Source organism: Micromonospora sp. BQ32, from assembly GCF_059358895.1.
Genome location: NZ_JCADBI010000003.1, coordinates 221,505 through 248,265, shown reverse-complemented (window position 1 = coordinate 248,265; position 26,761 = coordinate 221,505). Strand labels below are relative to the sequence as shown.

General features: G+C 69.9%; 19 protein-coding genes. 9 read left to right on the top strand and 10 right to left on the bottom strand.

Annotation, left to right across the window (positions count from 1 at the left end; translation table 11 throughout):
• The first annotated feature begins 3 nt into the window (after positions 1-3).
• The 3 genes from AC5L30_RS08095 (at position 4) to AC5L30_RS08085 (ending at position 3,815) form a co-directional block, all read left to right on the top strand.
• Positions 4-1,152 (top strand): DegT/DnrJ/EryC1/StrS family aminotransferase, encoded by a 1,149-nt coding sequence (locus AC5L30_RS08095; protein WP_494866287.1) that lies wholly within the window; start codon positions 4-6, stop codon positions 1,150-1,152.
• Positions 1,149-1,793 carry an acetyltransferase gene (locus AC5L30_RS08090; RefSeq protein WP_494866286.1) on the top strand — a complete coding sequence of 215 codons (645 nt, stop codon included), beginning with the start codon at positions 1,149-1,151 and terminating at the stop codon, positions 1,791-1,793. Before AC5L30_RS08095 ends, AC5L30_RS08090 begins: the two co-directional genes overlap by 4 nt.
• A gap of 147 nt (positions 1,794-1,940) precedes the next feature.
• The gene (locus AC5L30_RS08085; RefSeq protein ID WP_494866285.1) at positions 1,941-3,815 is read left to right on the top strand and encodes a polysaccharide biosynthesis protein; all 1,875 of its coding nucleotides are present in this window, start codon (positions 1,941-1,943) and stop codon (positions 3,813-3,815) included.
• A gap of 192 nt (positions 3,816-4,007) precedes the next feature.
• On the opposite strand, the gene wecB is transcribed toward AC5L30_RS08085, so the two are convergent.
• From wecB to AC5L30_RS08060, 5 genes are all read right to left on the bottom strand, one after another.
• Positions 4,008-5,135, bottom strand: coding sequence for a non-hydrolyzing UDP-N-acetylglucosamine 2-epimerase (gene wecB, locus AC5L30_RS08080; RefSeq protein WP_494866284.1), 1,128 nt, complete (start codon positions 5,133-5,135; stop codon positions 4,008-4,010).
• Positions 5,132-6,370 carry a glycosyltransferase family 4 protein gene (locus AC5L30_RS08075; RefSeq protein WP_494866283.1) on the bottom strand — a complete coding sequence of 413 codons (1,239 nt, stop codon included), beginning with the start codon at positions 6,368-6,370 and terminating at the stop codon, positions 5,132-5,134. Before AC5L30_RS08075 ends, wecB begins: the two co-directional genes overlap by 4 nt.
• Positions 6,367-7,494 carry a polysaccharide biosynthesis C-terminal domain-containing protein gene (locus tag AC5L30_RS08070; protein ID WP_494866282.1) on the bottom strand — a complete coding sequence of 376 codons (1,128 nt, stop codon included), beginning with the start codon at positions 7,492-7,494 and terminating at the stop codon, positions 6,367-6,369. The genes AC5L30_RS08075 and AC5L30_RS08070 overlap by 4 nt, the downstream gene beginning before the upstream one ends.
• Positions 7,488-8,528: an SDR family NAD(P)-dependent oxidoreductase gene (locus AC5L30_RS08065; protein WP_494866281.1), complete on the bottom strand. Its 1,041-nt coding sequence runs from the start codon at positions 8,526-8,528 to the stop codon at positions 7,488-7,490. Before AC5L30_RS08065 ends, AC5L30_RS08070 begins: the two co-directional genes overlap by 7 nt.
• A gap of 169 nt (positions 8,529-8,697) precedes the next feature.
• Positions 8,698-10,200, bottom strand: a complete 1,503-nt coding sequence (locus AC5L30_RS08060; protein ID WP_494866280.1) for a hypothetical protein — start codon at positions 10,198-10,200, stop codon at positions 8,698-8,700.
• 130 nt (positions 10,201-10,330) lie between these two features.
• On the opposite strand from AC5L30_RS08060, the gene AC5L30_RS08055 reads away from it, so the two are divergent.
• The gene (locus tag AC5L30_RS08055; RefSeq protein WP_494866279.1) at positions 10,331-11,602 is read left to right on the top strand and encodes a glycosyltransferase family 4 protein; all 1,272 of its coding nucleotides are present in this window, start codon (positions 10,331-10,333) and stop codon (positions 11,600-11,602) included.
• A 155-nt stretch (positions 11,603-11,757) separates the two neighbouring features.
• A complete protein-coding gene (locus tag AC5L30_RS08050; protein WP_494866278.1) occupies positions 11,758-12,927 on the top strand; it encodes a hypothetical protein in 1,170 nt (389 codons plus the stop codon).
• A gap of 84 nt (positions 12,928-13,011) precedes the next feature.
• Here the strand turns inward: AC5L30_RS08050 and AC5L30_RS08045 are convergent, their stop codons facing one another.
• Positions 13,012-14,322, bottom strand: a complete 1,311-nt coding sequence (locus AC5L30_RS08045; protein WP_494866277.1) for a phenylacetate--CoA ligase family protein — start codon at positions 14,320-14,322, stop codon at positions 13,012-13,014.
• Between the two features lie 240 nt (positions 14,323-14,562).
• Between AC5L30_RS08045 and AC5L30_RS08040 the strand changes: the two genes are divergently transcribed.
• Positions 14,563-17,670 (top strand): M14 family metallopeptidase, encoded by a 3,108-nt coding sequence (locus AC5L30_RS08040; RefSeq protein ID WP_494866276.1) that lies wholly within the window; start codon positions 14,563-14,565, stop codon positions 17,668-17,670.
• Between the two features lie 100 nt (positions 17,671-17,770).
• Positions 17,771-18,679: an NAD(+)/NADH kinase gene (locus tag AC5L30_RS08035; RefSeq protein WP_494866553.1), complete on the top strand. Its 909-nt coding sequence runs from the start codon at positions 17,771-17,773 to the stop codon at positions 18,677-18,679.
• Positions 18,680-18,823: 144 nt separating this feature from the next.
• Here AC5L30_RS08035 and pgm read toward each other — a convergent pair whose 3' ends face one another.
• Both pgm and glgC read right to left on the bottom strand, forming a co-directional pair.
• Positions 18,824-20,464, bottom strand: a complete 1,641-nt coding sequence (gene pgm / locus AC5L30_RS08030; RefSeq protein WP_494866275.1) for a phosphoglucomutase (alpha-D-glucose-1,6-bisphosphate-dependent) — start codon at positions 20,462-20,464, stop codon at positions 18,824-18,826.
• Between the two features lie 31 nt (positions 20,465-20,495).
• Positions 20,496-21,728: a glucose-1-phosphate adenylyltransferase gene (gene glgC / locus AC5L30_RS08025; protein ID WP_494866274.1), complete on the bottom strand. Its 1,233-nt coding sequence runs from the start codon at positions 21,726-21,728 to the stop codon at positions 20,496-20,498.
• A gap of 70 nt (positions 21,729-21,798) precedes the next feature.
• On the opposite strand from glgC, the gene glgA reads away from it, so the two are divergent.
• Positions 21,799-23,016: a glycogen synthase gene (glgA, locus tag AC5L30_RS08020; protein ID WP_494866273.1), complete on the top strand. Its 1,218-nt coding sequence runs from the start codon at positions 21,799-21,801 to the stop codon at positions 23,014-23,016.
• Between the two features lie 38 nt (positions 23,017-23,054).
• Here the strand turns inward: glgA and AC5L30_RS08015 are convergent, their stop codons facing one another.
• Positions 23,055-23,999, bottom strand: a complete 945-nt coding sequence (locus AC5L30_RS08015; protein WP_494866272.1) for an inositol-3-phosphate synthase — start codon at positions 23,997-23,999, stop codon at positions 23,055-23,057.
• A gap of 96 nt (positions 24,000-24,095) precedes the next feature.
• On the opposite strand from AC5L30_RS08015, the gene AC5L30_RS08010 reads away from it, so the two are divergent.
• The gene (locus tag AC5L30_RS08010; protein WP_494866271.1) at positions 24,096-25,346 is read left to right on the top strand and encodes an HNH endonuclease signature motif containing protein; all 1,251 of its coding nucleotides are present in this window, start codon (positions 24,096-24,098) and stop codon (positions 25,344-25,346) included.
• 192 nt (positions 25,347-25,538) lie between these two features.
• On the opposite strand, the gene AC5L30_RS08005 is transcribed toward AC5L30_RS08010, so the two are convergent.
• Positions 25,539-26,750: a helix-turn-helix domain-containing protein gene (locus AC5L30_RS08005; RefSeq protein ID WP_494866270.1), complete on the bottom strand. Its 1,212-nt coding sequence runs from the start codon at positions 26,748-26,750 to the stop codon at positions 25,539-25,541.
• Positions 26,751-26,761: the final 11 nt, after the last annotated feature.

Below are 26,761 nucleotides of genomic sequence, written 5' to 3'. Positions count from 1 at the left end.
CCGATGAGCCAGACGATCCACCTGTCCCCGCCCGACGTCGGGCCGCTTGAGGAGTCGTACCTGGTCGCGGCCCTGCGTTCGGGCTGGGTGGCACCGGCCGGCCCGGACCTTCAGGCGTTCGAACGGGACATCGCCGAGCGCGTCGGCACCGGCGGGGCCGTCGCGGTCAGTTCCGGCACCGCCGCCCTGCACCTGGCCCTGCTGGGTGTCGGAGTCGGGCCGGGCGACGTGGTGATCGTGCCCACGCTCACCTTCGTGGCCACCGCGAACGCGGTCCGGTACACCGGGGCGCGTCCGGTCTTCGTCGACTGCGACCCCGGGAGCGGAAACGTCGACGTCGGCCTCGCCGCCGACCTGCTGCGCCGACTGCGATCGCGCGGCGAGCGGGTCGGGGCGATCATCCCGGTGGACATGTTCGGCAGCTGCGCCGACTACCGCGCCCTGGTCCCGGTCTGCGCCGAGGCCGAGGTCCCCCTGGTGGAGGACGCCGCGGAGGCCCTCGGGGCCAGCCACCGGGGACAGCCCGCCGGCTCCTTCGGACACACCGGTGTGTTCTCGTTCAACGGCAACAAGATCATGACCACGTCCGGTGGCGGAATGCTGGTGTCCGACGACGCGGCGCTCCTCGATCGTGCTCGCTACCTCTCCACGCAGGCCCGAGAGCCGGCGCGGCACTACGAGCACCGTGAGACGGGCTACAACTACCGACTCAGCAACCTCCTCGCGGCGCTCGGCCGGGCCCAGTTGCTTCGGCTGGACGGAATGATCGCGCGACGACGGCAACTGCGTGACCAGTACGCCAAGCTCTTCGCCCCGGTGCCGGGCGTCCAGCTGCTCGGGGCCGAGGACACCGAGTCGAATTGCTGGCTCACCGTCATCACTGTCGAGCGGGAGCGGTGTGGGTGGCGGGCCGACGACCTGGCGGCCCACCTGGCCGAACGGGACATCGAAACCCGTCCGGTGTGGAAACCGATGCACCTGCAGCCCATGCACGCCGGCGCGGAGAGCCTGCTCACCGGTACGTCGGAGCGGCTCTTCGCCAACGGGCTCACCCTGCCCAGCGGGAGCGCCCTGACTGAGCCGCAGATCGCCCGGGTGTTCAGCGCGATCGACGAGTTTCTAGCCGCCCGGTCGGGAGGGTCCACAGCATGACGACCGGACTGGTGGTGGTCGGCTGCGGCGGGCACGGCCGGGAGGTGCTCACCATCGCCCGAGCGGTGAACGAGGCCGCCGTCCGACCCATCTGGCAACTGCTGGGCGTCGTCGACGACCGGCCCACCGAGGAGAACCTCAAGCGGTTGCAGCGACTCGACGTGCCGTACCTCGGGGATGTGGCCTGGCTGCGGGACTCGCCCCCGACCACCCGGTACCTCATCGGAGTCGGCGATCCGCGGGTCCGCCGCGCCATCGACGGCCGGATCGACGGGTACGACATCTCCCCCGCGAGCCTCGTCCACCCGGACGCCACCATCGGGCCGGACACCGAGTACGGGCCGGGGTTCGTCGCTTTTGCGGGAGCCCGGGTGACCACGAACGTCACCATCGGACGGCACGTACATCTCAACCAGAACGCCACCGTCGGCCACGACAGCAGACTTGCCGACTACGTCTCGGTCAACCCGCTGGCTGCGGTGTCCGGTGACTGCCACCTGGCCGACGGCGTACTGGTCGGGACCACCGCCGCGGTGCTGCAGGGCGTGCGCATCGGGCGGGACAGCACGGTCGGGGCCGGCGCCTGCGTGGTCCGGGATGTACCCGATCAGGTGACCGTCAAGGGCGTTCCGGCTCGCTGAGAGCCCTTGGACAGACAGGATATTCGTCTCGTCTTGTCGAAAAACGCCCAGCCATGCCGTTTAGGCATGTAACAAGGACAAAGAGCCCCGGGGCTTCTTCTGCCGCGCGGGCGGAAGCAGTCGTGCGACGGAACAGGGAGCCATCTCATGCCGCAGGACACCGAGAACACGCAGGACGCCGACCGACAGGCACGGCGAGCCCGGGCTCGTCGGCGCACCGTCCGATTCCTGGCCACCGACACCACCGCGTGGGTCGGTGGGTTCGTCGCGGCCGCGTGGACCCGGTTCGAGTTTCAGCTCCCCCCGGGCCAACTGTCCCGGGCGGCGGCGATCGGACTGGTCGCGGCGGTCGTGCACGTGGCGGTGGCGGCGCTGCGCCGGCTCTACTCCGGACGACATCCACTGGGTAGCCTCCAGGAGGTCCAGGGCGTCGCCGGCACCACCATCACCACCGCCGGCATCGTGCTGCTCGGGCTGTTGCCGGCCAACGATCGGCCCGTTCCGGCGAGCACCCCCCTGGTCGGCGGCGCGCTCGCCCTGTTGTTCATGCTCGGCGCCCGGTTCGCGTACCGGCACCGGCGAGACCTCGCGATGAGGCCAGACGTCCGGTCGTCCACGCCGGTGCTGCTGTTCGGAATGGGCGACGCCGGGCAGGGGCTGCTCCGCGCCATGCTCGGCGACCCACGCGGTCGGTACCTGCCGGTGGGCGCGCTGGACGACGACCCGGACAAGCGTGACCTGCGCATCGGCGGAGTACGCGTGCTCGGCGGCCGGCACGACGTCGCCGCCTCCGTCCGGCTCACCGGCGCCACCGCCGTCATCTTCTCGGTGGCCAACGCGGACGCCGCCCTGATCCGTCAGATCCGCGAGGCCACCCTGGAGGCCGGCGCGGTCTTCAAGGTGCTGCCCCCGGTGCGGGACCTGGTCGATCACCGGATCACCGTCACCGACGTCCGGGACGTGCAGGTCAGCGACCTGCTCGGCCGCCGGCAGGTGGTCGGTGACCTACCGCTGAGCACCAACAGCCTGACCGGACGACGGATCCTGGTCACCGGCGCCGGCGGGTCGATCGGCTCGGAGCTCTGCCGTCAGGTGATGAAGGCCAACCCGGGTGAGCTGATGATGCTGGACCGGGACGAGTCGGCCCTGCACAGCCTTCAGATGTCGCTCGCCGGGCGGGCCATGCTGGACGGCCCCGAGCTGATCCTCGCCGACCTACGCGACGACGAGGGCATCCGACGGATCATCCGGGAGCGCCGTCCGGAGATCATCTTTCATGCGGCGGCGCTCAAGCACCTGACGCTGCTGCAGCGGCACCCGGGCGAAGCCATCAAGACCAACGTGTGGGGCACGCTCTCCGTACTGGACGCCTGCCAGGACGTGGCGAAGTTCGTCAACATCTCGACCGACAAGGCGGCCGATCCGATCAGCGTCCTCGGCTACTCGAAGCGAATCACGGAGCGGTTGACCGCGCACGCCGCGTCCCGCTTTCCGGGGACGTTCCTCAGCGTCCGGTTCGGCAACGTGCTGAGCAGCCGCGGCTCGGTGGTGACAGCCTTCCAACGGCAGATCGAGACGGGGGTGCCGCTGACCGTCACCCACCCGGAGGTCAGCCGCTATCTGATGACGGTCCAAGAGGCCGTCCACCTGGTGCTTCAGGCCGCCGAGATCGGCCGGGACGGGGAGGCGCTGGTGCTCGACATGGGCGACCCGGTCCGGATCGTCGATCTGGCGCGTCAGATGGCCGATCATGCCTCCAGCTCCGTGCCCATTGTCTACACCGGTCTGCGCCCCGGCGAGAAGCTGCACGAGGACCTGCTCGGGACCGGTGAGGTCGACACCCGACCGCTGCATCCCCTGGTGTCCCACGTGGCCGTGCCGGCGCTCGACCCGATCGAGGTGAGCGGGCTCGACCCGTACGACGACGCAGCGAAGATCGTCGAGCATCTCGCGCTGCTCTGCGTCCAGCCGGTCGATCCGGTGGTGAAGGGCCCACGGGGGGTACCGCTGCAGTCGCACTGATCTGATCGGCCCCGCCGCTGCGGCGGCGATATGCACGGGGTGACGCCGCGCGGCGTCACCCCGTTCCGTTCGCCAGGAGGGCATCCCGTCCCGGGCCAAGGCGCTCCGCGCCGCCGGGCCAAGGCACTCCGCGCACAGCAACCAGGGCTGACGACCACAGGTTCGTGGTCGCCAGCCCTGGTGCCCCGATTGTCAGCGGCGGATGCCCGCCCAGTCGTGGTGCCGGCGGACGGTGGAGAGGATGAAGTCGACCACCCGCCGGGAGGTGTCCGACACCTGGTAGTCGACCGGGCAGGGCACCCCCTCGGCGGCGACCTGGGCCACTGTCACCTCGACCGCCTCGACCACGCCCTGCGGGTCGAGGCCGGTCATGATGATGCCGCCGGCGTCGAGCGCCTCCGGGCGTTCGATCGACTCGCGCAGCGTCACCGCGGGGAAGCCGAGGATGGCGGCCTCCTCGCTGATCGTCCCACTGTCCGACAGAGTGCAGTACGCCTTGGTCTGCAGGTGCACGTAGTCGAGCAGGCCGAACGGCTCATGGAAGGCGATGCCGTCCAGAGCGGTGGCGTCCGGGGCCAGCGCCTCCAGCCGTTTACGGGTGCGCGGATGGGTGGAGACCAGCACCGGAAGGCCCCACCTGTCCCGCACCGCGACGAGGCAGTCCAGCAGCCGACGAAGCCGGTCGGGACTGTCCACGTTCTCCTCGCGGTGGGCGCTGACCAGGAAGTACCCGCCTCGATCGAGCTCCAGCCGCCGCAGGATGGTCGAGCTGGCGATCGGTTCCCGATAGTGCGCCAGCACCTCCCGCATCGGCGAGCCGGTGTGCAGGATCCGGCGCGGGTGCAGGCCCTCGGCGAGCAGGTTACGCCGGGCGTGTTCGGTGTAGACGAGGTTGAAGTCGGCCACGTGGTCGACCAGCCGCCGGTTGGTCTCCTCCGGCACGTTCAGATCGAAGCATCGGTTGCCGGCCTCCATGTGGTACACCGGCACCCGCATCCGTCGCGCCATCAGCGCGGCGATGCAGCTGTTCGTGTCGCCCAACACCAGCAGCGCATCAGGCCGCAGCTCGGCGATCGCCTGTTCCATGCCGACCAGGACGCCACCGAGTACGCGGCCGAGCGAGGAGGTGTCGACCTCCAGGAACCGGTCCGGCTGGCGCAGTCGCAGCTCGGTGAAGAACACGTCGGACAGGGTCGGGTCCCAGTTCTGCCCCGTGTGAATCAGTGTGTGGTCGACCGTGCTGTCCAGTCTGGTCAGCACCCGGGACAGTCGAATGATCTCCGGCCGGGTGCCGACCACTGTCATGATGCGGGTCATCATGCCCGTCCTCTCTGCGCTGCCGCCTTGGTCAGGATGTCTTCGAACTGATCGACGCCTACGCGCAGGGACATCCGATCGCGGTACACCTGGCGGGCCCGGTCGGCCATCTCCTGCCGTGCGGCGGCCGGCTGGTCGGACGCCTCCACGAACCGTTCGGCGAGCGCCCGCCAGTCCTCGGGCGGGCAGACGAGACCGACCCCGGCCGACCGGACGAGGGCCCCCGTGTCGCCGCCCGCGGCAGCGATCACCGGAACACCGCAGGCCAACGCGGCCTGCAGCTTCGACGGGACGGCGGCGCGCAGGGCGGGTACGTCGCGCAGGCACACGAGTTGCCAGTGCGCTGCCGCGTACAGCTCCGCCATCTGTTCGGGCGGACGCCGACCGATGAACCGCACGTTGTCGGCACCCAGGTCGGCGGCCAGTCGACGGGCGCCGTCCTCACCCGCGCCGGAGCCGACCAGCACCAGGTCCACCCGGTCACTCGCGGCGGCCGCCGCCCGGATGGCCGTCTCGATGCCCTGCAGGAGCCCGAGGTTGCCCGCGAACATCACCGTGCAGCGCCGACGGTGACCGAGCACCGCACGGGCCTCGTCGGTGACCGGCACCGGGCGAAACAGCGCGTCGTCAGTCCAGTTCCAGACCACCCGCACCCGGTCCGGGTCGGCGCCGGCGGCCACGACCCGCTCAGCCATCGTCGGCGAAATCACCACGATGACGTCGGCCAGCCGGTACGTCCCGCGCATCAGCGCCCCGATGGACCGCTCCAGCCATCGCCCGGCCCGGCCGGTCGGTGCCATCCCGGACTGCGTCACCGACTCGGGCCACAGATCCTGCACGTGAAGCACGATCGGTGTTCGGCGGGCCGCACGCTGCAGGGCCGCAGCGGCGATGGCCGTGGGCGGCGGGTGGTAGACGTACGTGACGTCGACGTCAGCGAGCCACCGCGCCCCGGCTACCGCGCTGGTGGCACCGAAGGAGAGGTGGCTCAGGGCGCGCCGGACGGTGGAGGTGTCGTGGCTGGGATAGGCGGGCACCCGCCGGACCGTCACCGGCCCCTCAGTTTCCCGATGCCGCCAGCGCTGTCGCCAGCCTGGGAAGACTCGGCCGTACGGGTAGCTCGGGAATGTGGTGAGGACCTTGACCTCGTGACCACGGCCGGCCAGTTGGTGCGCCAGGTTACCCGGTATGAAGACGCCCTCCGGCGGATACCACTGGCTGATCAGACCAATCTTCACGCCCCGACCGCCACCGGCGCCGGTCGGGGCGCCACCACCGCCTCAGGCCAGGTGTCCGGTCGGTCCGGGTCGAAGATCTCGTTGGTCCAGAACATCGTCACCAGCTCGTCCGGCCCGGTGTTCACCAACTTGTGCGCCCACATCGTCGGCATGTCCACGAGCACCGGCTCCTCGCCGCTCACTGGGAAGCGCAGGACTTTGGTGTCGCCCACCCGCCGCAGGCTGATTTCAGCAGAGCCACGCAGCACCACGAACCGCTCCACCTTCGCCAGGTGGAAGTGCTCGCCGCGGGTTATCCCGGGCAGCGTGGTGGAGCAGAAGGTCTGGCCGGCACCGCCGTGCGCCTTGACCGTCTCGACCAGCTCACCCCGGGCATCGGCGCGGCGAGGCAGCGCGAGCGGGTAGTGCGCCGGAAAACAGTGCGACCGGTACGTGTTGAAGAGCCGCACATCATGCCGCTTCAGCAGGTGCGGGATGTCCCCGGTCCGGTACGTCGCGGCGATCTCGGTGAGCCGGTGGGCCAGCCCCTGGACTCCGATGCGCAGCGGCGGCATGGCCGGATCCCACGAACCGCCGGCCGGCACGCCGATGAGCCGGGCAGCCGCGTCGGTGACGTGCACGAGGCTCAGCTCACGGTCGGCGTGCACCTCCGGCCGGCCGCCCTCCGCGAGCACCCGACAGAACGTCGCCACCGCGGAGTTGTAGTACGGGCGTCCGTGCTCGCCGTAGAGGTTCGGCAGCAACACGTCATCGAGGTCGACGCCGGTATCCGCCAGCACCTGCGCCGCGGTGGCCTTGGCGTCGCCGTACGCAGTGCCGTTGCCGGCCTGCACCGAGTTGGCGTAGACAACCCGCGTCGGCGGGTTCGCACAGTGCTTGAGACCCTCCGCGAGCTGCGCGGCGAGCAGGACGTTGCCGGCAGCGACATCGGCCGGCTCACCCCGGTTCACGCCGGCCAGGTGCAGCACCCGGTCGGCTCCGGCCACCTTCGCGGCGACCACGTCGGGATCGGCGAGTTCATCCCGGGTCACCACGACCGGTTCCGGCCAACCCAGAGCGCGCAGCAGTACCCGGACGTGCCAGCCGAGGAAGCCCCCGGCACCGGTGACGGCGAGCCTCAGCACGCCAGCACCGGATCCCGCAGCGCCAGTTCCGCGCGAACCTCGGGCAGCGCCTTCAGCAGTTCGATGATCGCGGGTACGCCGAGCTGTGGCGCGTTCGACGAGTTGAAATCCTCGTTCCGCCCGTCGCCGAGGCCGCCTTCGGAGACGTAGAGCGCGTAGTTGAGGTCACGGGCGTCGAGCGGCACCCGAAGGAAGTCCCCGAAATCCTCGGCATGAGCGAGTTCCTCCCGGCTGGCCAGCGTCTCTGCCTGTTTCTCCCCGTGCCGTACGCCGATCACGTCGAGCTTGGAGGGCACGTCGAAGAGTTGACAGAGCGCCTCAGCCAGGTCGCCGATGGTGCAAGCGGCGGCCTTGCGGATGAAGATGTCGCCGGGCCGGGCGTGCTGGAAGGCGTGCTCGACCAGTTCCACCGAGTCGGCCAGCGACATCAGGAAGCGGGTCATTCCCGGGTCGGTCACCGTAGGTGCCCGACCCGCCTTGATCTGCTCGATGAAGAGCGGTATCACCGACCCACGGGAGTACATGACGTTGCCGTACCGGACGCAGGAGACCGTGGTGGCGCTGTTCGGGTTGTGGCGAGCGTGCGCCTGGGCGACCTTCTCCATCATCGCCTTGCTCATGCCCATCGCGTTGACCGGGTATACGGCTTTGTCGGTGCTGAGCACCACGACCGAGCCGACGCCGTTGCGCTCGGCAGCCTCGACGACATTGCTGCTGCCCAGCACGTTCGTCCGGACCGCCTCGAGCGGAAAGAACTCGCACGAGGGCACCTGCTTGAGTGCGGCCGCGTGGAAGATGTAGTCGATGCCCCGGCTGGCCTTCAGCACCGAGTCGTAGTCCCGCACGTCTCCGACGTAGTAACGGGCTCGCTCGTCGCCGAGCAGCCGACGCATGGCGTCCTGCTTGGCCTCGTCCCGGCTGAGCACCCGGACCTCGCCAACTCCACGGTCGAGGAGGCGGCGCACCATCGCCTGCCCAAAGGAACCCGTGCCGCCGGTGATGAGCACCCGGCGTCCGGTGGTCAAGTAGCTCACTGACGCTCCGTTCATTCATGGTGGCTCGCGTAGGCCGCGCTGGTTGGGGCCGTGGTGCGGCCACAACTGCCGCAACGAGTGGAAACCGGCTGGAGAAACGCCCACATAGGGGCCAAAGCACACCGAATCCGTTTCCGAGCCCGATGGTCCTGGCGCGTAACCAAGACGGTCAGTCGTCGCGCCCGCGTACCGCCGTCATCGTGGGGGCACCCGTCGACCGCGCAGGGCGGGCCGCGTGCGTCCGGTAATGGCCGACCAGGTGGTTCGGCGCCGCCGCCCGGGAGACCCGCCAACCAATCAGCAGGATCACCGCGGCCAGCACCAGCAGTCGCCCACCGCCGCGCACCACGTAGGTGAAGCTGCCCACCCAGAGGAGATCGAACAGACCGACCGCGGTGACGATCGCACCGGCGTAGACGCCCACGGCGTACGGCGTCGTCAGCGGACCGGACGAGGCCCAGGCCAGGACCCTGTCGATGAACCGGACGGCCAGGCCGGTCGCCGGCACCATCAGCCCCAGGCCCAGCAGGCCGAAGTTGTACAACCACTCCCCGTGCGCGAGCGCCGCCGCGGAATGGCCCGTGCCGACCAGTTCCGGATTCAGAAAGGTGACGAGGTCAGAACCGAAACCGACCGGCTTGCCCTCCCACAGCGCGCGAGGTACCAGGCTGACGGCGGCGTTGGCGAAGGTCTCTCCCCATCCGAGCGGCAGCAGCCCCACCTCGTGCAGGCGCAGCAGCTGGGCGAACGAGTGAAGCGGGCTGATCGCGGAGCCGAAGCCGTCCTGGTCGACCATCACCGCCGAGCCCTGTGAGCTGCTGGCGCGTAGCCCGGCGAGGAACAGCAGAGCCGGCGCGGCTCCACAGAGGACGAGGAGTTTGGTATAGGGCCGCTGGTCCCGGTGGGTCGATATCACCAGCAGCGCGAGCGCCAGCGTACCGACGACGATCCGTCCGAAGCCGTTGAAGAGGTAGGTGAAGTAGAACGCGAAGGCGATCAGGAGAACCAGTCCCCAGACGACCGTGTGGCGTGCCCTCGGGCCTCGCAGCAACCCCACCGCGAGGAGCACGACGCCGACGAAGCCGATCGGGTTGGCGACCGGCAGTGAGTCCGGTGCGACTGTCGCCATGCCCACCCCGAGCACCAGCAGGAGCAGGCCACACTTCACCGCCCACCCCGCCGTCCTGCCGTCCGCCTGCCCGGCGGTCGGTGGCAGCCGGTTCGGCGCGGTGCCGCTCCAGAACAGCGACCACGTCACGACCTGCACGAAGTAGCAGATGGCAAGAGCAGTGAAGAGCGGGATGCCGGGATCGACCGTCCACGCCTTCACCGTCTGGTAAAGCCCGCTGAAGCCGACAAAGAACGCGAAGGCGAGGTTGTAGAGCCCTACGGCGGTGATGCGGCGACCGCCGTCGAGCCAGAAGACCCACGCGCCGAAGAGGGTCGCCAACAGGCTCAGCGCGAGGTTTCCGTCCCTGCTCCACCCGACGGAGGAGCTTCTTTCCAGGAGCAGGCACGCCACGCCCAGCACGAGCCAGGCCAGCCCGGCGAAGCAGCGCCAGAGACCGCTGGTCGGGAGGCTCGCGTCATCGTCGGGTCTGTCGCGTGCGTGACGTGGACGGACGCCTCGATCCCCACCGGCCATCGGACGCGCCCCTGTCAATGACTCCATGACAGCGGAGCATATATTCGGGCATCCAATTCGGCCGCTTGTCCCGCGAATTCGGTGCTGATCGTTGCGACATCGCTCAGACCGATCCCCCGTAGCGTCACCGATCCACACCACCCATCGTTAGCCGGACGTGGCTGAAACCTTCGACGTGCTGCACGGCGACCCCACTCCCGCAGCCGCGAATGTCATTCGCGATTCGCCAATGTCGGTCCCCGACCGGAGGGACATCGCAGCGCCCGCGGAATCAGTCCCCGCACCGCCATATCGCGTGTTGTTGACGTGTGACTTCTTCGAACCGGGATTCCGCGCCGGCGGCCCCGTCCGGTCCGTCGCCCAACTGCTCGACGTCGTATCGCCAGCGATCGAGGTGACGATGGTGACGAGAGACCGCGATCTCGGCTCCACGGAGCCGTATCCCGGTCACTCCGGCCACTGGGTCGACCGGGGTCGCGCTCGCATCTACTACCTGGATCCGGGTCGCCTCCGCCAGTGGTACAGCCTGCTGAGAGCGCTCCGATCAACCAGATTCGACCTCCTCTACGTCAACAGTCTCTGGGCGAGGTCATCGATTCTGCCAATTCTCGCGGCGCAGGCACGGATCATCCGGGTCGAACAGATACTCCTCGCCCCCCGGGGTGAGCTGGCGGCGAGTGCGCTGGGGGTCAAGAGCCGGAAGAAGCGGTTTTTTCTCCGCGTTTGGCGACCCATCCTCAAACGGCTCAGGGTCCACTGGCACGCCACCAACCCGCACGAAGCACAGCTGATCAGGAACCTCTTTCCCTGGGCCCGGATCGAGCTGCGAGGCAACGAGGTGTCACTTCCGCCGGAGCCAATACCACCCGATGGGGTCGGCGATTCTCTGCGTCTCGTATTCATCGGTCGCATCAGCCCGATCAAGAATGTGGCGAAGGTGATCGAGGCCCTCGCGCTGGTGACGCGGCCGGTGGTGTTCGATGTCTACGGTCCGATTGAGGACAGATCCTATTGGGCCGAATGCCAACTGCTTGCCCAGCGGTTGCCGGCGTCCGTGACGCTCTCCTACCGGGGGGAGCTCGCGCCCCGCGCAGTCCGGTCCACCTTCGCGCGGTACGACATGTTCGTCTTCCCGACCCAGGGAGAGAACTTCGGCCACGTCATCGCGGAGAGCCTCTCCGCGTCATGTCCGGTGATCTGTTCGGACGAGACCCCCTGGAGCCCGGTGCTCCGGGCCGGCGGTGGAGCCGTCCTGGTGGATGCCACCGTGGTGACTCTGGCTCACCAGATTGACCAGTTCGCCCAGCGCAGCCAGGAGGAACGGCTCGCGGCACGCCGGGCGGCGGGGCAGGCCTATCGGTCCTGGCGGGCCGAGAGCGCCGGGCCGAACATCCTCGACCGGATCAGGATGACAGTGGCGGGACGCTGACTCGCGTCCGGCGGCGGGCGGTGCCCAGCCGCCGCGAAAGGACCACGTTGAAGGAACGGTCGACTTCGGAGCAGACGCTCGTCAAGCCCACCGAGGCTGTCCGCTCCGACGAAAGTCGCCGGCCGGGGGTGCGGTCCAACACTGTCGTGGCGTCGGTGTCCAGCCTGGTGAGCGGCCTCCTGAACGCCGGGATACTCGCCTACAGCGCGCGGCAGGGCCAGACCGCCGAAATCGCGGCCTACAGCGTGATGACGGCCGCGCTGACCTGGGTGGCCAACCTGGTGATGGGCGGATCGTCCCTGCTGTACGTGTCCGGCAATGACGAGGAACGCCGCGCGGCGCACAGTCAGCGCCTCCTGGTGGCAGTGCCTGCGATGGCCACCGCCGCCCTGCTGATCGCCGCGCTCTACGTCGATCAGGGATACAGCGCGGCAGCCCTGATCAGCGCCGGCGGCGTGATGATCTTCAACAGCCTCGCCGACCTGCGCTTCGGCGACCTCGCCCGACAGATGCGCTTCATCGCGGCCTCGGCAGCGATAACCGGCACCCGTCTTCTGTCCATGGTGCTGCTGGTCGCCGGCACTCCGTTGACCACCGCACTGCTGGTTGGCGCCGCCGCCTACCTGCTCAGCACGGAGATACTCGCCTGTCGCGGCCCGGCCGCCCCACTCCCGATGTGGAGAGGGCTATCACTACGGGCCGCCGGACGCGCGTTCCGGTTGAGCCGTCCGCTGTTCGCCTACAGCCTTGGCGAGGCGTTCACCGGCCGAGTCAGCACTATCGCTCTCTCGTTGGTGGCGAGTCCCCAGGTCGTGGGCTGCTTCGGCGCCCTGACCACCATCTACCAGGCACTGGTCGCGGTCACATTCAGCGGACTCCGGGTGCCCATGGCGATCCGGACCCGGCGGCGACACAATCTCGGTCCCAGAGTGAAGATCAGCCGGGAGAGCGAGGTGATCGCCGTCATCGGTGCGACAGTCATCGCCGCCGGGGTCATCGTCACCGCGCCGTGGCTCACGACGAGCCTGCTCGCGCTGCCGATACCCGAATCGGCGCTCTGGCTGCAACTGTTGGCGCTTGCCCTACCGTTCACCACCATGAACCGCGCCTACACACTCAACCGCATCGGGGACGGGAACTACGCCGCCGCCACCCGTCTCGCCCTGTCGATCGGTTTGCTCCTGGGCTGCGCGCTGCTCATCCAGGCGGCGACACTTGGACCGACGGGTGCCGCCGCCGCCACCACCGTCGCCGAGATGCTGGTCGCTGGGGTCCTCGTGCTGGCCGCGTTGGCGCGTCGATACCGACGGCGTCGATCTCCCTGACTCAGGTCCATTGCCGCGAACAGGGGGCCTCACCCGCACCAACCGTCGACCTCATCGGCAGGTGAGGCCGCAACGCCATCAGGGTCAGGAAACGAACAGAGCGTGCTTGCCGGCACGAGTACGAGCCTGGTCGGCAACCTGGTGGAACGTTATCGACTCGGCGCGAAGATCAGGGTGGTCCTTCCGCAGTTCCCGAGCGAAGTACAGGCTCACCGCTTCGAGATCAAGCTCGTGGTCTGCCTGTACGTAGATGTGCAGGGCATCAGGGCGCTCCTGGCGGAACTGAACGCCGATGATTCCCGGAAGGGTCTTGAGGATGTGCACCGGCAGGATCGGCGAAAGGTCGAGGGTCCCGCGCGCGGAGCCGACCTGAACGATCTCCTGCCGTCGACCCAGGATCGAGCGGAACTCGAACGCGTTGCCGTCGACGATGTCAGTTGGTTCGACCTGGTCCCCGATGGCGTAGTTGACCAGTGGGAACAGACGGTCGTCGAGGGTCGTGACCGCAAGCGAGCCATCATCGGCAACGAGACAGATGAAGCTGTCCCAGATGACCTGGATGGGCCGTGCCTGCTCACGGGACATCGCCACCAGGCCGGTCTCCGCAGCGCCATACTCGATGACCGCCCTTGCCCCGAAGACCCGTTCGATCAGGGCGATGTCCGCGTCACTGGCCGTCTCCGCGGTCAGGATCACGGCGCGCAACCGGCTCATGTCTCCCAGGTCCAGCGTGTTGCGCTCGATGTAGCGGGCGACTTTGAAGATCGCCGAGGTGTATCCGACCACCATCACGGGTTGCCGGGACCGGATCGCCTCGTAGTGCCCTCGAAGCGCAGGATCGCTGAGGTCGTAGGCGTTCAACCGGGTGATGTTCACCAGCCGGTCGGCGACGCCGCGCCGCAACCGAGCGATCCGGCTACCCAGCCCGTCGCCGAAGAGGTGCGAGTGCCCCCAGAGCAGGACCTGCGGCTCGAACGGCTGGACTCCCCGCCAAGCTCGCCCGAGATAGTTGTTCGCCCACCGGTCGGCCGACTCGCTCCGCCCCCGGGGAAACTTGGTGGGCTGGCCGGTGCTCCCGCCGGTGCTGTATGCCTGCTTCGTCGAACCACCCGCGAAGACCTCGGCCGAGCGGCTGATCAGCAGTTCCTTGTCGAGCATCGGGAAGTGGCGAAGGTCCGACGGGCGCGAGATGACGCTGGGCAGACCGTGCTCCTTCTGCCATGACCGGTAGAACGGCACCCGGGTCAGGCAGTACGCCCACATCCTGTTGAAGCGCTCGACCTGGATCCGCTCGATCTCCACGCGGGACAAGGACTTGTCGTGGAGGGCGATCTTTCGTTCGAGACGCCGGCGGCGTTCGGCGAACAGCAACCCATGCTCCATCAGCGCACGCACGTCAACTCGCCTCCTGGCTCCGCTGCACCCTCGGGAGCAGTGCTGACGTCCACCAGCCCGCTCGTTCATCGCCACCCTTTCAACGATGCGACAAAATGCCAGTTACGAGTCGAGGCGTCCAGCCATCACAGGCGGCACCGGCACAGACACGGTCAGCAACGTTGCCCCTATCGACCTATTGACACCGATCACGCCGCACCGAAGGCTCGCGCCTACAGGTCCTTCACCCAAGGAGGCGCGATGAGACCGAGACGACTGGCGATCGCCAGCGTGGTCACCCTGCTCGGCGCACTGGCACTGACCCCACCGGCCAGCGCGCGACCACCGTCCGACCCGGGCGTCCGCGACGGCCTGGAGGTGTACGTCGGCACGGTCGACGCGAAACAGCGGGAGCAGTTGCGCGCGGCGGGGGTCGACCTCGGCCACGACGCGAAGGCGGACTCGTCCGGCCGCACCGCGGTCGAGACGGTCCTCAGCCGACGGCAGGCGAAGCGGCTGACCGACCAGGGCGTACCGCTGTCGGTGAAGAAGGTGCGAGGCAAGGACGCGTCGCAGGCGCTGCGGGAGCAGGCCGCGGCCGGCTGGACGAGTTTCCGTCCCTACGGTGAGCCGGGCGGCTTGCGCGACGAGCTGAACGCCACAGCGGCCCGGTATCCCCAGCTGACCAAGGTGGAGACGATCGGTCGCAGCCAGCAGGGGCAGCCGATCGTCGCCGTGAAGGTCACCAAGAACGCGCGGACCGTCGCGGACGGCCGGCGACCGGCGGTGCTCTACGCCGGCGCGCAGCATGCCCGCGAGTGGATCACGCCGGAGATGACCCGCCGGCTGATGCACCACGTGCTGGACAGCTACGGCACCGACCGGGAGATCACCCGCCTGCTGGACACGACCGAGCTGTGGTTCCTGCCGGTCGCCAACCCGGACGGCTACGACTTCACGTTCACCCCCGGTAACCGTTTGTGGCGCAAGAACCTGCGGGACAACAACGGTGACGGGCAGATCACCTCCGGCGACGGCGTCGACCTGAACCGCAACTTCAGCTACAAGTGGGGGTACGACAACGAGGGCTCGTCGCCGGAGCCGAACAGCGAGACCTACCGGGGCCCGGGCCCCAACTCCGAGCCGGAGACCAAGGCCCTGGACCGGCTCTTCAAGCGGGTCGGGTTCGAGTTCTTCGTCAACTACCACTCGGCGGCCGAGCTGCTGCTCTACGGCGTCGGCTGGCAGGTGAGCACGCCCACCCCGGACGACGTGATCTACCAGGCGATGGCCGGTGACGACGCGCACCCGGCGGTGCCCGGCTACGACCCGGACATCTCCGCGGAGCTGTACACCACCAACGGTGACACCGACAGTCACGCCACCGTCAAGTACGGCACGCTGGGCTTCACCCCGGAGATGTCCACCTGCGAGGCCGCCTCGGCCGTCGACCCGGACGACGAGTGGCGCCCGGAGGACTGCGTCAGCGGCTTCATCTTTCCTGACGACGAGGCGCTGATCGCCGGCGAGGTGGGCAAGAACCTACCGTTCGCGCTGGCGGTGGCCCGGTCCGCGGCTGACCCGGACGACCCGGTCTCGGTGGTCGGTCGGAGCACTCCGGACTTCGTGGTGGACGCCTTCGACACCTCGTACGGGCGCACCCAGCAGGTCGCCTCGATCACCCGTCGGGCGCTGAGGAACGTGCGGATGCACTACACGGTCAACGGTGGGCGGCCGAAGACGGTCGCGGTCCGCGAGTGGCGCGGCGGCGAGCGGTACGGCGACACCCACGACGACTACTACGCCGAGCTACGCGGCACGGTCAGCGGCGCGAAGCCGGGTGACCGGGTGGAGGTCTGGTTCACCGGAAACAAACCGCGGGCCGGGGTGGTGGCCAGCGAACACTTCACCTATCGGGTGCACAACGACGTCGGCGGCGACGTGCTGGTCCTCGCGATGGAGGACGTCACCGGCCTCAGCCCGGCGCAGACCGGCAGCACCGCGAAGTACGCCGACGAGGTCGCGGCGTCGCTGAGCGCCGCCGGGCGCAGCAGCGACGTGTACGACTTCGACGCGATGGGGCGCACGGCGCCGCACCCGCTCGGCGTGCTGTCACACTACCAGGCGGTGGTCTGGGAGACCGGCGACGACGTGATCCTGCGCTCCCCCGGTCAGGTGGCCGGCACGACGGCCAGGGCGGCGCTGGAAACCGAGCTGGCCGTTCGGGACTACCTGAACGAGGGCGGCAAACTGCTGGTCAGCGGCCAGTACGCGTTGTTCGCGCAGGGCGCCAACGGGTCGTACGTCTATCACCCGGACGCGCCACCGGAGTGCACCGACTCCGAGGCCGCCAGCTGTCTGCCGCTGTTGAACGACTTCCAGCAGTACTGGCTGGGTGCGCACACCTACGTCAGCGACGGCGGAACCAGCCCGGAGGGGACGCCGTTCCCGGTCGCCGGGACCGACGCGGCGTTCACCGGCTTCGCGGGGCAGCTGAACGCCCCCGGCTCGGCGGAGAACCAGGCGCACACCGCGTCGTTCCTGACCACGTCGAGTTTCCTGCCGCCGGACGAGTTCCCGCAGTTCACCAGTTCCGCGCCGGTGGGCTGGACCCGACCGGGCAGCGCGCCGTTCGATCCGCGAACGGGTGACTGGTACCTGTACAGCGGGCAGACCGACGAGTCGTACAAGCGGCTCACCCGCACGGTGGACCTCACCGGGGCGAGCAGCGGGCAGTTGCGCTTCTTCACCTCCTACGAGATCGAGCAGGACTGGGACTTCATGTTCGTCGAGGCGCACGAGGTGGGCAGCGACGACTGGACGACCCTGCCGGACGCCAACGGCAAGACCAGCACGGTCACCGGGGACAGCTGCGCCGAGGGTTGGGTGGAGCAGTTGCACCCCTTCCTCGCGCACTACCAGGGCGCGGACTGCTCCCCCATCGGGAGCACCGGCAGCTGGAACGCGGCGACCGGGTCGTCGGGAGGCTGGAAGGAGTTCGTGGTCGACCTGTCGGGTTACGCCGGAAAGCAGGTCGAGGTGTCGATCACGTACGCCTCGGACTGGGGCACCCAGGGTCTCGGCGTCTTCCTGGACGACGCCCGGGTGCTGGTCGACGGGTCGACCGTGGCGGAGACCTCGTTCGAGTCGGCCGACCTGGGTGGCTGGACGGTGGCCGGCCCACCGCCCGGCTCCGCTGGCAACGCCAACGACTGGTCGCGCAGTCAGCAGGCGTTCGAGGAGGGCGCGGTGGTGGTCACCGGGGACACGGTGTATCTGGGCTTCGGGTTGGAGGGCCTGCCTCCGGCGGCCCGCGATGACCTGGTCGCCCGCTCGCTGACCCACCTGACCGGGCAGCCCCGCCCCTGACGGCGGCGAGGTGCGCCGACGGTTCGCGGGCCGTCGGCGCACCTTCGCGGTACGCGGGGTGCGGTCGCCGCCGATGTGGTGAGCTGTACGGGTGTCGGGGCTGGGACTTGTGCTGCACCCCACCCGGGATGTCACCGAGGTGGTCGGGATCATCGAACGGTGGGCGAAGCGTCACCACAAGACGCTGATGGTGCGCGAGGAGGACCAGCATCGCGTCTCGTCCTGCATCATCCCGGTGCCGGCGGACGAGGTTGCGACCCGCGCCGACGCCCTGATCAGCATCGGCGGCGACGGCACCATGTTGGGTGCGCTGCGATCCGCTGTCCTCGACCCGAAGCCGGTGCTCGGCGTACACCTGGGTCGTCTGGGTTTTCTCGTCGAGATCGAGCCGCCGGAGCTGCCTGATGCGCTGAGCCGGTTGCTGTCGAAGGAGTTCACCGTCGAGTCGCACGCCTGCCTCGCTTGCGACGTGTGTGGCGACGACGTGGTGGCGTTCAACGACATCGCGCTGGTGCGCCAGCCTGGCTCCGGGTTCGTCAACGCCACACTCGCCATCGACGGTCAGCAGTACGGCTACTACCGGTGTGACGCCGTGGTGGTGAGCACCCCGATCGGCTCGACGGCGTACAGCTACGCCGCCGGCGGCCCGCTGATCTCCCCCGCGGCGGACTCGATGGTGGTCACGCCGTCGGCGCCGATGGCCGGCATCTCCCGGTCGGTGGTGCTCTCACCGGACGAGAAGATCCGGCTGGAGCTGGAGCCCGACTCGTCCCCGGTGGTGGTGGAGATGGACGGGTTGGTGTTCCGCGACCCGGCTACCGAGGGAGCGGTGGACATCAGCTACCGCCGCAACGCCGGCCTGGTGGTGCGCTTCGACCCGCTGCGCTACCAGGAACGCAACCAGTTGAAGATGACTCTGCTCGACCTGCCGTTCCTACCCGAGCAGCTCCGCGAACTGCTCCCCGAGGAGCTGCGCCGCACCCAACAAGAACTACCCCCACCCTGCTAACCCCACCCTCACCCGTCCCGCCCCGGCCCCCGCCCCCGTTGATCATGAAGTTATTGCTGCGACACGCCGAGGTGGAGGGCAATAACTTCATGATCAACGCGGGTGGGCGGGGTGGGTGGGTGGGTGGTCGGGGTGGCGCCGGGGTTAGGGGGTTAGGGCTTGGTCTACCAGGGCCTTGGCTTCTTCCTGGATCTTTTTGAGGTGGTCGGGGCCCTGGAAGGACTCGGCGTAGATCTTGTAGACGTCCTCGGTGCCGGAGGGCCTCGCGGCGAACCAGCCGGACTCGGTGCTGACCTTGAGGCCGCCGATCGCTGCGCCGTTGCCGGGGGCGGTGGTCAGCGTCGCGGTGATCGGCTCACCGGCGAGCTCGGTGGCGGTGACCTGCTCCGGGGAGAGCTTGCCGAGCACGGCCTTCTGCTCCCGGGTTGCCGGGGCGTCGATCCGGGCGTACGCGGGCGCGCCGAAGCGCTCGGCCAACTCCGCCCAGTGCTCGCTCGGGCTGCGGCCGGTGGTGGCCTGGATCTCGGCGGCGAGCAGACAGAGCAGCAGGCCGTCCTTGTCGGTGGTCCAGGTCGAGCCGTCGCGGCGCAGGAACGACGCCCCGGCGCTCTCCTCGCCGCCGAAGCCGACCGCCCCGTCCAGCAGGCCGGGCACGAACCACTTGAAGCCGACCGGCACCTCCAGCAGCGGCCGACCCAGGTCGGCGGCGACCCGGTCGATCATTGACGAGGAGACCAGGGTCTTGCCCACCGCGGCGGCCGGACCCCACTCGGTGCGGGTACGGAACAGGTGACGGATCGCCACCGCCAGGTAGTGGTTGGGGTTCATCAGCCCGGCGTCCGGGGTGACGATGCCGTGCCGGTCGGCGTCGGCGTCGTTGCCGGTGGAGATCTGGTAGTCGGCCCGCGCGGCGATCAGCGACGCCATCGCGTTCGGCGAGGAGCAGTCCATCCGGATCTTGCCGTCGCCGTCCAGGGTCATGAACCGCCAGGTCGGGTCGACCGTCGGGTTGACCACGGTCAGGTCCAGTCGGTGCCGCTCGGCGATCTCACCCCAGTACGCCACGCTCGCCCCGCCCAGCGGGTCCGCGCCGATCCGGATCCCCGCGTCGCGGATGGCGTCGATGTCGATCGCCGCCGGCAGGTCGTCGACGTAGTGGGCGAGGAAGTCGTACTCCCCGGTGGTGTCGGCGGCCCTCGCCCGCGCGTAGGTGACCCGGCGGACCTCCTTGAGCCCGGCGGCGAGGATGGTGTTGGCCCGGTCCTGGATCCATCGGGTCACGTCGGTGTCGGCCGGCCCGCCGTTGGTGGGGTTGTACTTGAAACCGCCGTCGTCGGGCGGGTTGTGCGACGGGGTGATCACAATGCCGTCGGCGAGCCCGGTGGTCCGCCCCCGGTTGTGGGTGAGGATCGCGTGCGACAGCGCCGGGGTCGGCGTGTAGCCGTCGCGGCTGTCCACCAGCACGGTGACCCCGTTGGCGGCGAGCACCTCCAGGGCGTCCACCGCGGCCGGCGCGGACAGCGCGTGGGTGTCCCGGGCGAGGAAGAGCGGCCCGTCCAGCCCCTGCTCGCGCCGGTAGTCGCAGAGCGCCTGGGTGACCGCCAGGATGTGGTCGGAGTTGAACGCGTTGCGCAGGCTGGAGCCGCGGTGGCCGGAGGTGCCGAAGGAGACCTGCTGGGCCGGGTCCGCGGGGTCCGGATGCTCGGCGTAGTAGGCGGTCACCAGTCGCGGCACGTCGACCAGGTCGGCGGGCTCGGCGGGCTGGCCGGCACGGGGGTGGGTCACTGCGGGATCCTCCTCGGGGAGTGCGGGTCGGTCACGGCACGACCTTCTGGCCCTTGCCGATCACCACGATGCCGTTGTCGGAGACGGTGTAGCGCTGCCGGTCCTTCTCCAGGTCGACGCCGATCTCGACGCCTTCCGGGACGAACACGTTCTTGTCCAGGATGGCCCGCCGGATCACCGCGTGCCGGCCGATCTCCACACCCTCCATCAGCACCGAGCCCTCGACGTGCGCCCAGGAGTGCACCCGCACCTTCGGCGAGACGATCGAGTTCTCCACCAGCGAACCGGAGATCACCACACCCGGGGAGACCATCGAGCCGACCGCCCGGCCGACCCGCTCACCCCACTGGTGGACGAACTTCGCCGGCGGCCACGGCGGCTGCTCGGTGTAGATCGGCCAGTCGAAGTTGTACATGTTGAAGACCGGGTGCACGTTGATCAGATCCATGTGCGCGTCGTAGAACGAGTCGAGCGTTCCCACGTCCCGCCAGTAGCCGCGATCACGGTCGGTGCTGCCCGGCACCTCGTTGTCACGGAAGTCGTAGACGTTGGCCTCGCCCCGCTCGACGAGCATCGGGATGATGCTGCCGCCCATGTCGTGCTTGCTGGACTTGTCTTCCGCGTCGCGCTCGACCGCCTCGCAGAGCGCCCGGGTGGTGAAGACGTAGTTGCCCATCGAGGCGTAGATCTCGTCCGGCGCGTCGGGCAGGCCGACCGCGTCGGTGGGCTTCTCACGGAACGCCCGGATCCGCTTGCCGTCGTCGCCGACCTCGATGACGCCGAACTGGTCGGCCATCGACAGCGGCTGGCGGATGCCGGCGACGGTCACCGCCGCGCCGGAGGCGATGTGGTCCTCCACCATCTGCCGTGGGTCCATCCGGTAGATGTGGTCGGCGCCGAAGACGATCACGTAGTCGGGCTGCTCGTCGTTGATCAGGTTGAAGCTCTGGTAGATGGCGTCGGCCGAGCCGGCGAACCACCACGGGCCACGACGCTGCTGCGCGGGCACCGGGGTGACGTAGTTGCCGAGCAGCGTGGACATCCGCCAGGTCTTGGTGATGTGCCGGTCGAGGGAGTGGGACTTGTACTGGGTCAGCACGACGATCTTGAGATAGCCGGCGTTGGCCAGGTTGGAGAGGACGAAGTCGACCATGCGGTACATCCCGCCGAACGGGACGGCCGGCTTGGCCCGATCCGTGGTGAGTGGCATCAGGCGCTTGCCCTCCCCACCCGCCAGGACGATCGCGAGCACCTTGGCAGCCATGCCCCGACGCTATCCACCCGCGTCGCACTTCACCACTCGTACGGGGAGTCTTCTGCACTAGGGTGCGCACATGACCGACTCCTCCCCGGCCACCGGATCCCTGCGCGTCGATCTGCTCACCCGTGAGTACCCACCGGAGGTCTACGGCGGCGCGGGCGTGCACGTCGAGTACCTGGCCCGGGAGTTGCGCCGCCTCACCGACGTACGCGTGCACTGCTTCGGCCAGCCGCGCACCGAGCCGGGTGTCACCGCGTACCCCGAACCGCCCGGCCTGACCGGCGCGAACGCCGCGCTGCGCACCATGGGTGTGGACCTGGAGATGGCCGCCGGCGCGGCCGGCACCGACGTGGTGCACAGCCACACCTGGTACGCGAACCTGGCCGGGCACACCGCGAAGCTGCTGCACGGGGTGCCGCACGTGGTGACCGCGCACAGCCTGGAGCCGCTGCGGCCGTGGAAGGCCGAGCAGCTCGGCGGCGGTTACGCGCTCTCCTCCTGGATCGAGCGCACCGCGATGGAGGCCGCCGACGCGGTGATCGCGGTCAGCGGCGGGATGCGCAACGACGTCCTCACCGCGTACCCGCAGATCGACCCCGACCGGGTCCGGGTGGTCTACAACGGCATCGACACCATCCAGTACGCCCCGGATCGGGGCACCGATGTGCTCGACCGGCTCGGCGTCGACCCGTCCCGCCCCAGCGTGGTCTACGTGGGCCGGATCACCCGGCAGAAGGGGCTGCCGTACCTGCTGCGGGCGGCCCGGGAGTTGCCGGCGGACACCCAGCTCGTGCTGCTCGCCGGCGCGCCGGACACCGCCGAGATCGCCGCCGAGGTGGAGGAGTTGGTCGCCGAGCTGCGGGCCAACCGCTCCGGCGTGGTCTGGGTGGCCGAGATGCTGCCCAAGCCCGAGGTGATCCAGGTGCTCACGCACGCCACCGTCTTCGTCTGCCCGTCGGTCTACGAACCGATGGGCATCGTCAACCTGGAGGCGATGGCCTGCGAGACGGCCGTGGTGGCGACCGCGACCGGCGGCATCCCCGAGGTCGTGACCGACGACGAGACGGGCCTGCTGGTGCCGATCGAGCAGGCCACCGACGGCTCGGGCACCCCACTGGACCCGGACCGCTTCGTGGCCGACCTGGCGGCCGCGATCAACACGCTGCTCGCCGACCCGACGCGCACCGAGCGGTTCGGCCTGGCCGGCCGGCGGCGCGCGGTGCAGCACTTCTCCTGGGACGCCATCGCCCGGCAGACCCTGGAGATCTACCGCTCCGTCGGCGCGGCCTGAGGGAGACCACCCCTGCTCAGCGGCGGAGGGCGCCCGCCTCAGATCGCCGTTCCGGGCGGCGACTTGAGCAACGAGGTCGCCTCGGCGCAGTGACCACCACGGCCGTTCCGTAGCGCGCTGGCGGCGATGCGGATGAGGTCGATGTTGACGCCGGCGGCACCGCTCGGATCGTGCACCTTCAGCTTCACGTCGAGGCTCACCGATGTCTCACCCCAGCCCTGCGCCTCAAGGTTGAGGTGAGCCACCTTCTGCGACGCGAGATGCGGCAGGTATCCGAGCGGGGCGACCTCAACGCTGTCCGCCCCCGACAGGGCGTTGAGCTTGGACTGCTTCTTGGTGTTGGGATTCTCGACCAGGTTGCGGAAGTCCTCGGTGCCGCCCAGATTGACCTGGTAGGAGCTGACCAGGGTGAGGCCCCGCTCCTTGAGGAGCCGCAGCAGCGCGTTGTGCAGCACCGAGGTGCCGAACTGGCTGGCCAGATCGTCGCCGAGCAGCGGCAGGCCGGCGGCCTCGAACCTGTCGATCCAGCGGGGATCGCGGGCCACCGGGTCGGAGGTCGTGTTGATGAAGGCGACACCCGCTGTGTGGGCTGCCTCGGCGTACGCCTGGGCGGTTTCTGGCCGGCCACTCGGCGCCGAGTAGAGCAGCACCTCCGCCCCTGCCAGCGACGCCGCCACCCGCTGCACCTCGGTCGCGTCGACGAGGCCCTTCGTGACCGGCACACCCGCTCTGGGCAGGTCGCAGTCCAGCCGAGGAAAGTTGTTGGGCGCCAGGAAGATCGCCTCGGTCAGGTCCCGACCAATCTTCTCCTCGGAGGTGGCGAAGGCCGCCACGACGTCGACATCCCCCACCCCGAGACCGTCGATCATCGGCCTGCGGATTCCGACCAGGCTGCCGCTCTGGCGGTGCAGAGCAAGCCCCTGCACCAGTGCCGACGTGTTGTTTCCGACCCCGACAACCGCGACTCTTACGCGTTCGATCATGGCGGGAGGCTACGTCACCCTCGGCTCGGTGGTCCGCTTCGACCGGACCGCACGACGGGGCCGGAAACTGTCGTACAGGTGTTCTAGTCTGCAATCGTGATCGATGCGTTGGAGCAGGCCGAGACCGCGGTGGCGGCCTGCTTCGACACGTCCGTCTGGGCTGCCGACGAGCGCGATCTCGTGGCGGCGTTGGATGCGACGCATCGCCTGGAGCAGCGCCTGGCCGCGGTCAAGTTGAGCCTCGTGCGCGAGCTGGACGGTCGCGGCACCGCGACGGCACAGGGCGCGTCCTCGACCGCCGTGTGGTTGCGCGGCCGGCTGCGGCTCGGCGTCGGTGTCGCCCGCCGCCTGGTCGAGCTGGCCGCGACGCTCGACGCCGCGCCGAACGGCGTGCGGGACGCGTTGGCCGATGGGTCGGTCGACGTGGAGCAGATCCGGGTCATCGCCGAGACGGTCGAGACCGTCCACGCCAGTGCCGGCGCGGTGGCCGCCGACAAGGCCGTCGGTGTCCTCGTCGACTGGGCGACGCAGTTCGACGCCGCCCTGTTGCGCAAGCTCGGCACCCGCATCCTCGACCACGTCGCGCCGGACGTCGCCGAGGCCGCCGCCGAGGCGGCGCTGCGGGCGCAGGAGTCGCGGGCCGCCCGGGACCGGCACGTCACCATCAGCGAGCAGACCGACGGCCGGCTACGCCTGTCCGGCATCCTCGACACCGAAGCCGCCGCCGCGTTGCGCGCCGCCATCGACCCGCTCACCACGCCCACCGGGCCCGACGACGCCCGCACCCCGGGGCAACGCCGCCACGATGCCCTGGCCGACGTGTGCCGGCTCGCCCTTCGCAGCGGTGAGCTACCCGAGAACGGCGGCGACCTCGCCCAGGTCGTCGTCACCACCGGCTACGACGGGCTGACCCGACAGGTGGGCACCGGCGCTCTCGACATCGGCCCGCACCTCACCCCCGAAGCCGTGCGCCGCCTGGCCTGCGACGCGAGCATCCTGCCGGCTGTGCTCGGCGGCGCCGGCCAGGTCCTTGACGTCGGCCGACAACGCCGCCTCATCAGCGGCCCGCTGCGACGCGCCCTGGTGCTGCGCGACCGGGGCTGCGCGTTCCCCGGCTGCGACCGACCACCGCGCTGGTGCGACGCCCACCACATCCGCCACTGGGCCGACGGCGGCACGACCTGCCTGGCCAACGCCGTGCTGCTCTGCGGCCACCACCACCGACACGTGCACCACGGCGACTGGGTCGTCCGGCTTGGCGGCGACGGGCATCCGGAGTTCATCCCACCGGCCTGGCTCGACCCCGAACAGGTCCCCCGCCGCAACCACTACCACCTCCGCAGATAGCCAGCGACGACGTCGGCCGCTGCCGCTGCCGCTGCCGCCCGCCGCCCGCCGCCCGCCGCCCGCCGCCCGCCGCCCGCCGCCGGAGTGTGTGCCGTCGACCTGCCCCGTTCGTGGGCGCGCGAATCGGGTCCCGGCCGGGCTGCCCAGAACGCGGCGGCGACAACTCGGGGCAGCCAGGTCGCGGGGCGTGTGTCACGTGACGCGAAGGGTGGCGGCGAGCTGGGCCAGGCCGGCCGGCGTGTCGGCGGACCGCCACACGACAGCGACCAACTTCCGTACCGCGGGCCGGTCGTGCACCTCACTGCGGGCGGTGCGCTCCGCGTCGAGCACCGCCCGGCCCGCGCGGTGCATGTCGCCGGCCAGGGCGTACGCGCGGGCCACATCAAGGAGGTACGCGGCCCGGTGCTCGGGCGGCAGCCACCGCCAGTCGTCGCCGGCCACCAGCCGCTCGTGCCGGGCGGTCGCCGTGGTGACGTCGCCGAGGGCCGCGTCGGCAACCACCCGGGCCGCCTCAACCGCCGCCCGACCGAAACCCCCGACACCGGACCCAGCGCCACCGGACCCAACGCCACCAGACCCAGCGCCACCTCCGCCGTCATCCGGGCCAATGTCTCGGGCGATCGTCGCGGCCTGGTCGAGTGACTGGCGGGCGAGGCGTTCGTCTCCCCCGCCTGCGGCGGCGAGCGCCGCCTGAAGGAGCAGCGTCCCGCGCAGCGCGCTGGCCAGGGGCCCATCGTGCACACCGATGCGCTCCGCGGCGGCGAGCGCGGCGTCCAGGGCGGAACGCCGTCGACCACGAGACCGCAGGGCCTGACTCAGTGACACGGTGGCGACGCCGGCCACCTGCGGGTCGGGGGTCGCCAGGGCGACGGTCATTCCACGGTCGGCGGCCAGCCAGGCCAACTCCCCCTGGTCGACCTTGACCAACACCAGCGCGGCGAGTCCGTACACCGACACCAGCAGCGCGTCCGCCGCGCCGGCGCGAACGGCCTGCGCTTCGCGGACGCCGTCGAGCAGACCGGGCAGCAGCGCCAGCAAGGCCGGGTACCGGGCGTGCCGATAGCTCTGCTCGGCATGCTCCAGCCGAGCACTTAACTCCTCCACCAGCGGCGGTCGGTCCGCGCCCGGTAGGTGGTAGCGGGCCAGCGCCGTCCGCACCTCGTCCACCCCGGCGGCGACCGGGGTCGGCCGCACGGGCCGGGCCGCCAACAGGACCTCCACGTCGATGCGCAGCGTCTCGGCGACCTCCCGGAGGTTGGACACCCGCTCCAACCGGCGTACCCCACGCTCGACCTTGTCCACCCAACTCTTCGACTTGCCGAGCCGGTCGGCGAACTGCTGCTGCGTCATGTTCCGCCGTACCCGCCACTGCGCGACCCGGCGACCCACCGGCAGCTCGTTCACCGCCGGCCCGT

Excerpts from the sequence above, each read along its gene's own strand:
- AC5L30_RS08095 (WP_494866287.1), top strand. The coding sequence starts at position 4 with ATGAGCCAGACGATCCACCTGTCCCCGCCCGACGTCGGGCCGCTTGAG.
- AC5L30_RS08090 (WP_494866286.1), top strand. The coding sequence starts at position 1,149 with ATGACGACCGGACTGGTGGTGGTCGGCTGCGGCGGGCACGGCCGGGAG.
- AC5L30_RS08085 (WP_494866285.1), top strand. The coding sequence starts at position 1,941 with ATGCCGCAGGACACCGAGAACACGCAGGACGCCGACCGACAGGCACGG.
- wecB (WP_494866284.1), bottom strand. The coding sequence starts at position 5,135 with ATGATGACCCGCATCATGACAGTGGTCGGCACCCGGCCGGAGATCATT.
- AC5L30_RS08060 (WP_494866280.1), bottom strand. The coding sequence starts at position 10,200 with ATGGAGTCATTGACAGGGGCGCGTCCGATGGCCGGTGGGGATCGAGGC.
- AC5L30_RS08040 (WP_494866276.1), top strand. The coding sequence starts at position 14,563 with ATGAGACCGAGACGACTGGCGATCGCCAGCGTGGTCACCCTGCTCGGC.
- glgC (WP_494866274.1), bottom strand. The coding sequence starts at position 21,728 with ATGGCTGCCAAGGTGCTCGCGATCGTCCTGGCGGGTGGGGAGGGCAAG.
- glgA (WP_494866273.1), top strand. The coding sequence starts at position 21,799 with ATGACCGACTCCTCCCCGGCCACCGGATCCCTGCGCGTCGATCTGCTC.
- AC5L30_RS08015 (WP_494866272.1), bottom strand. The coding sequence starts at position 23,999 with ATGATCGAACGCGTAAGAGTCGCGGTTGTCGGGGTCGGAAACAACACG.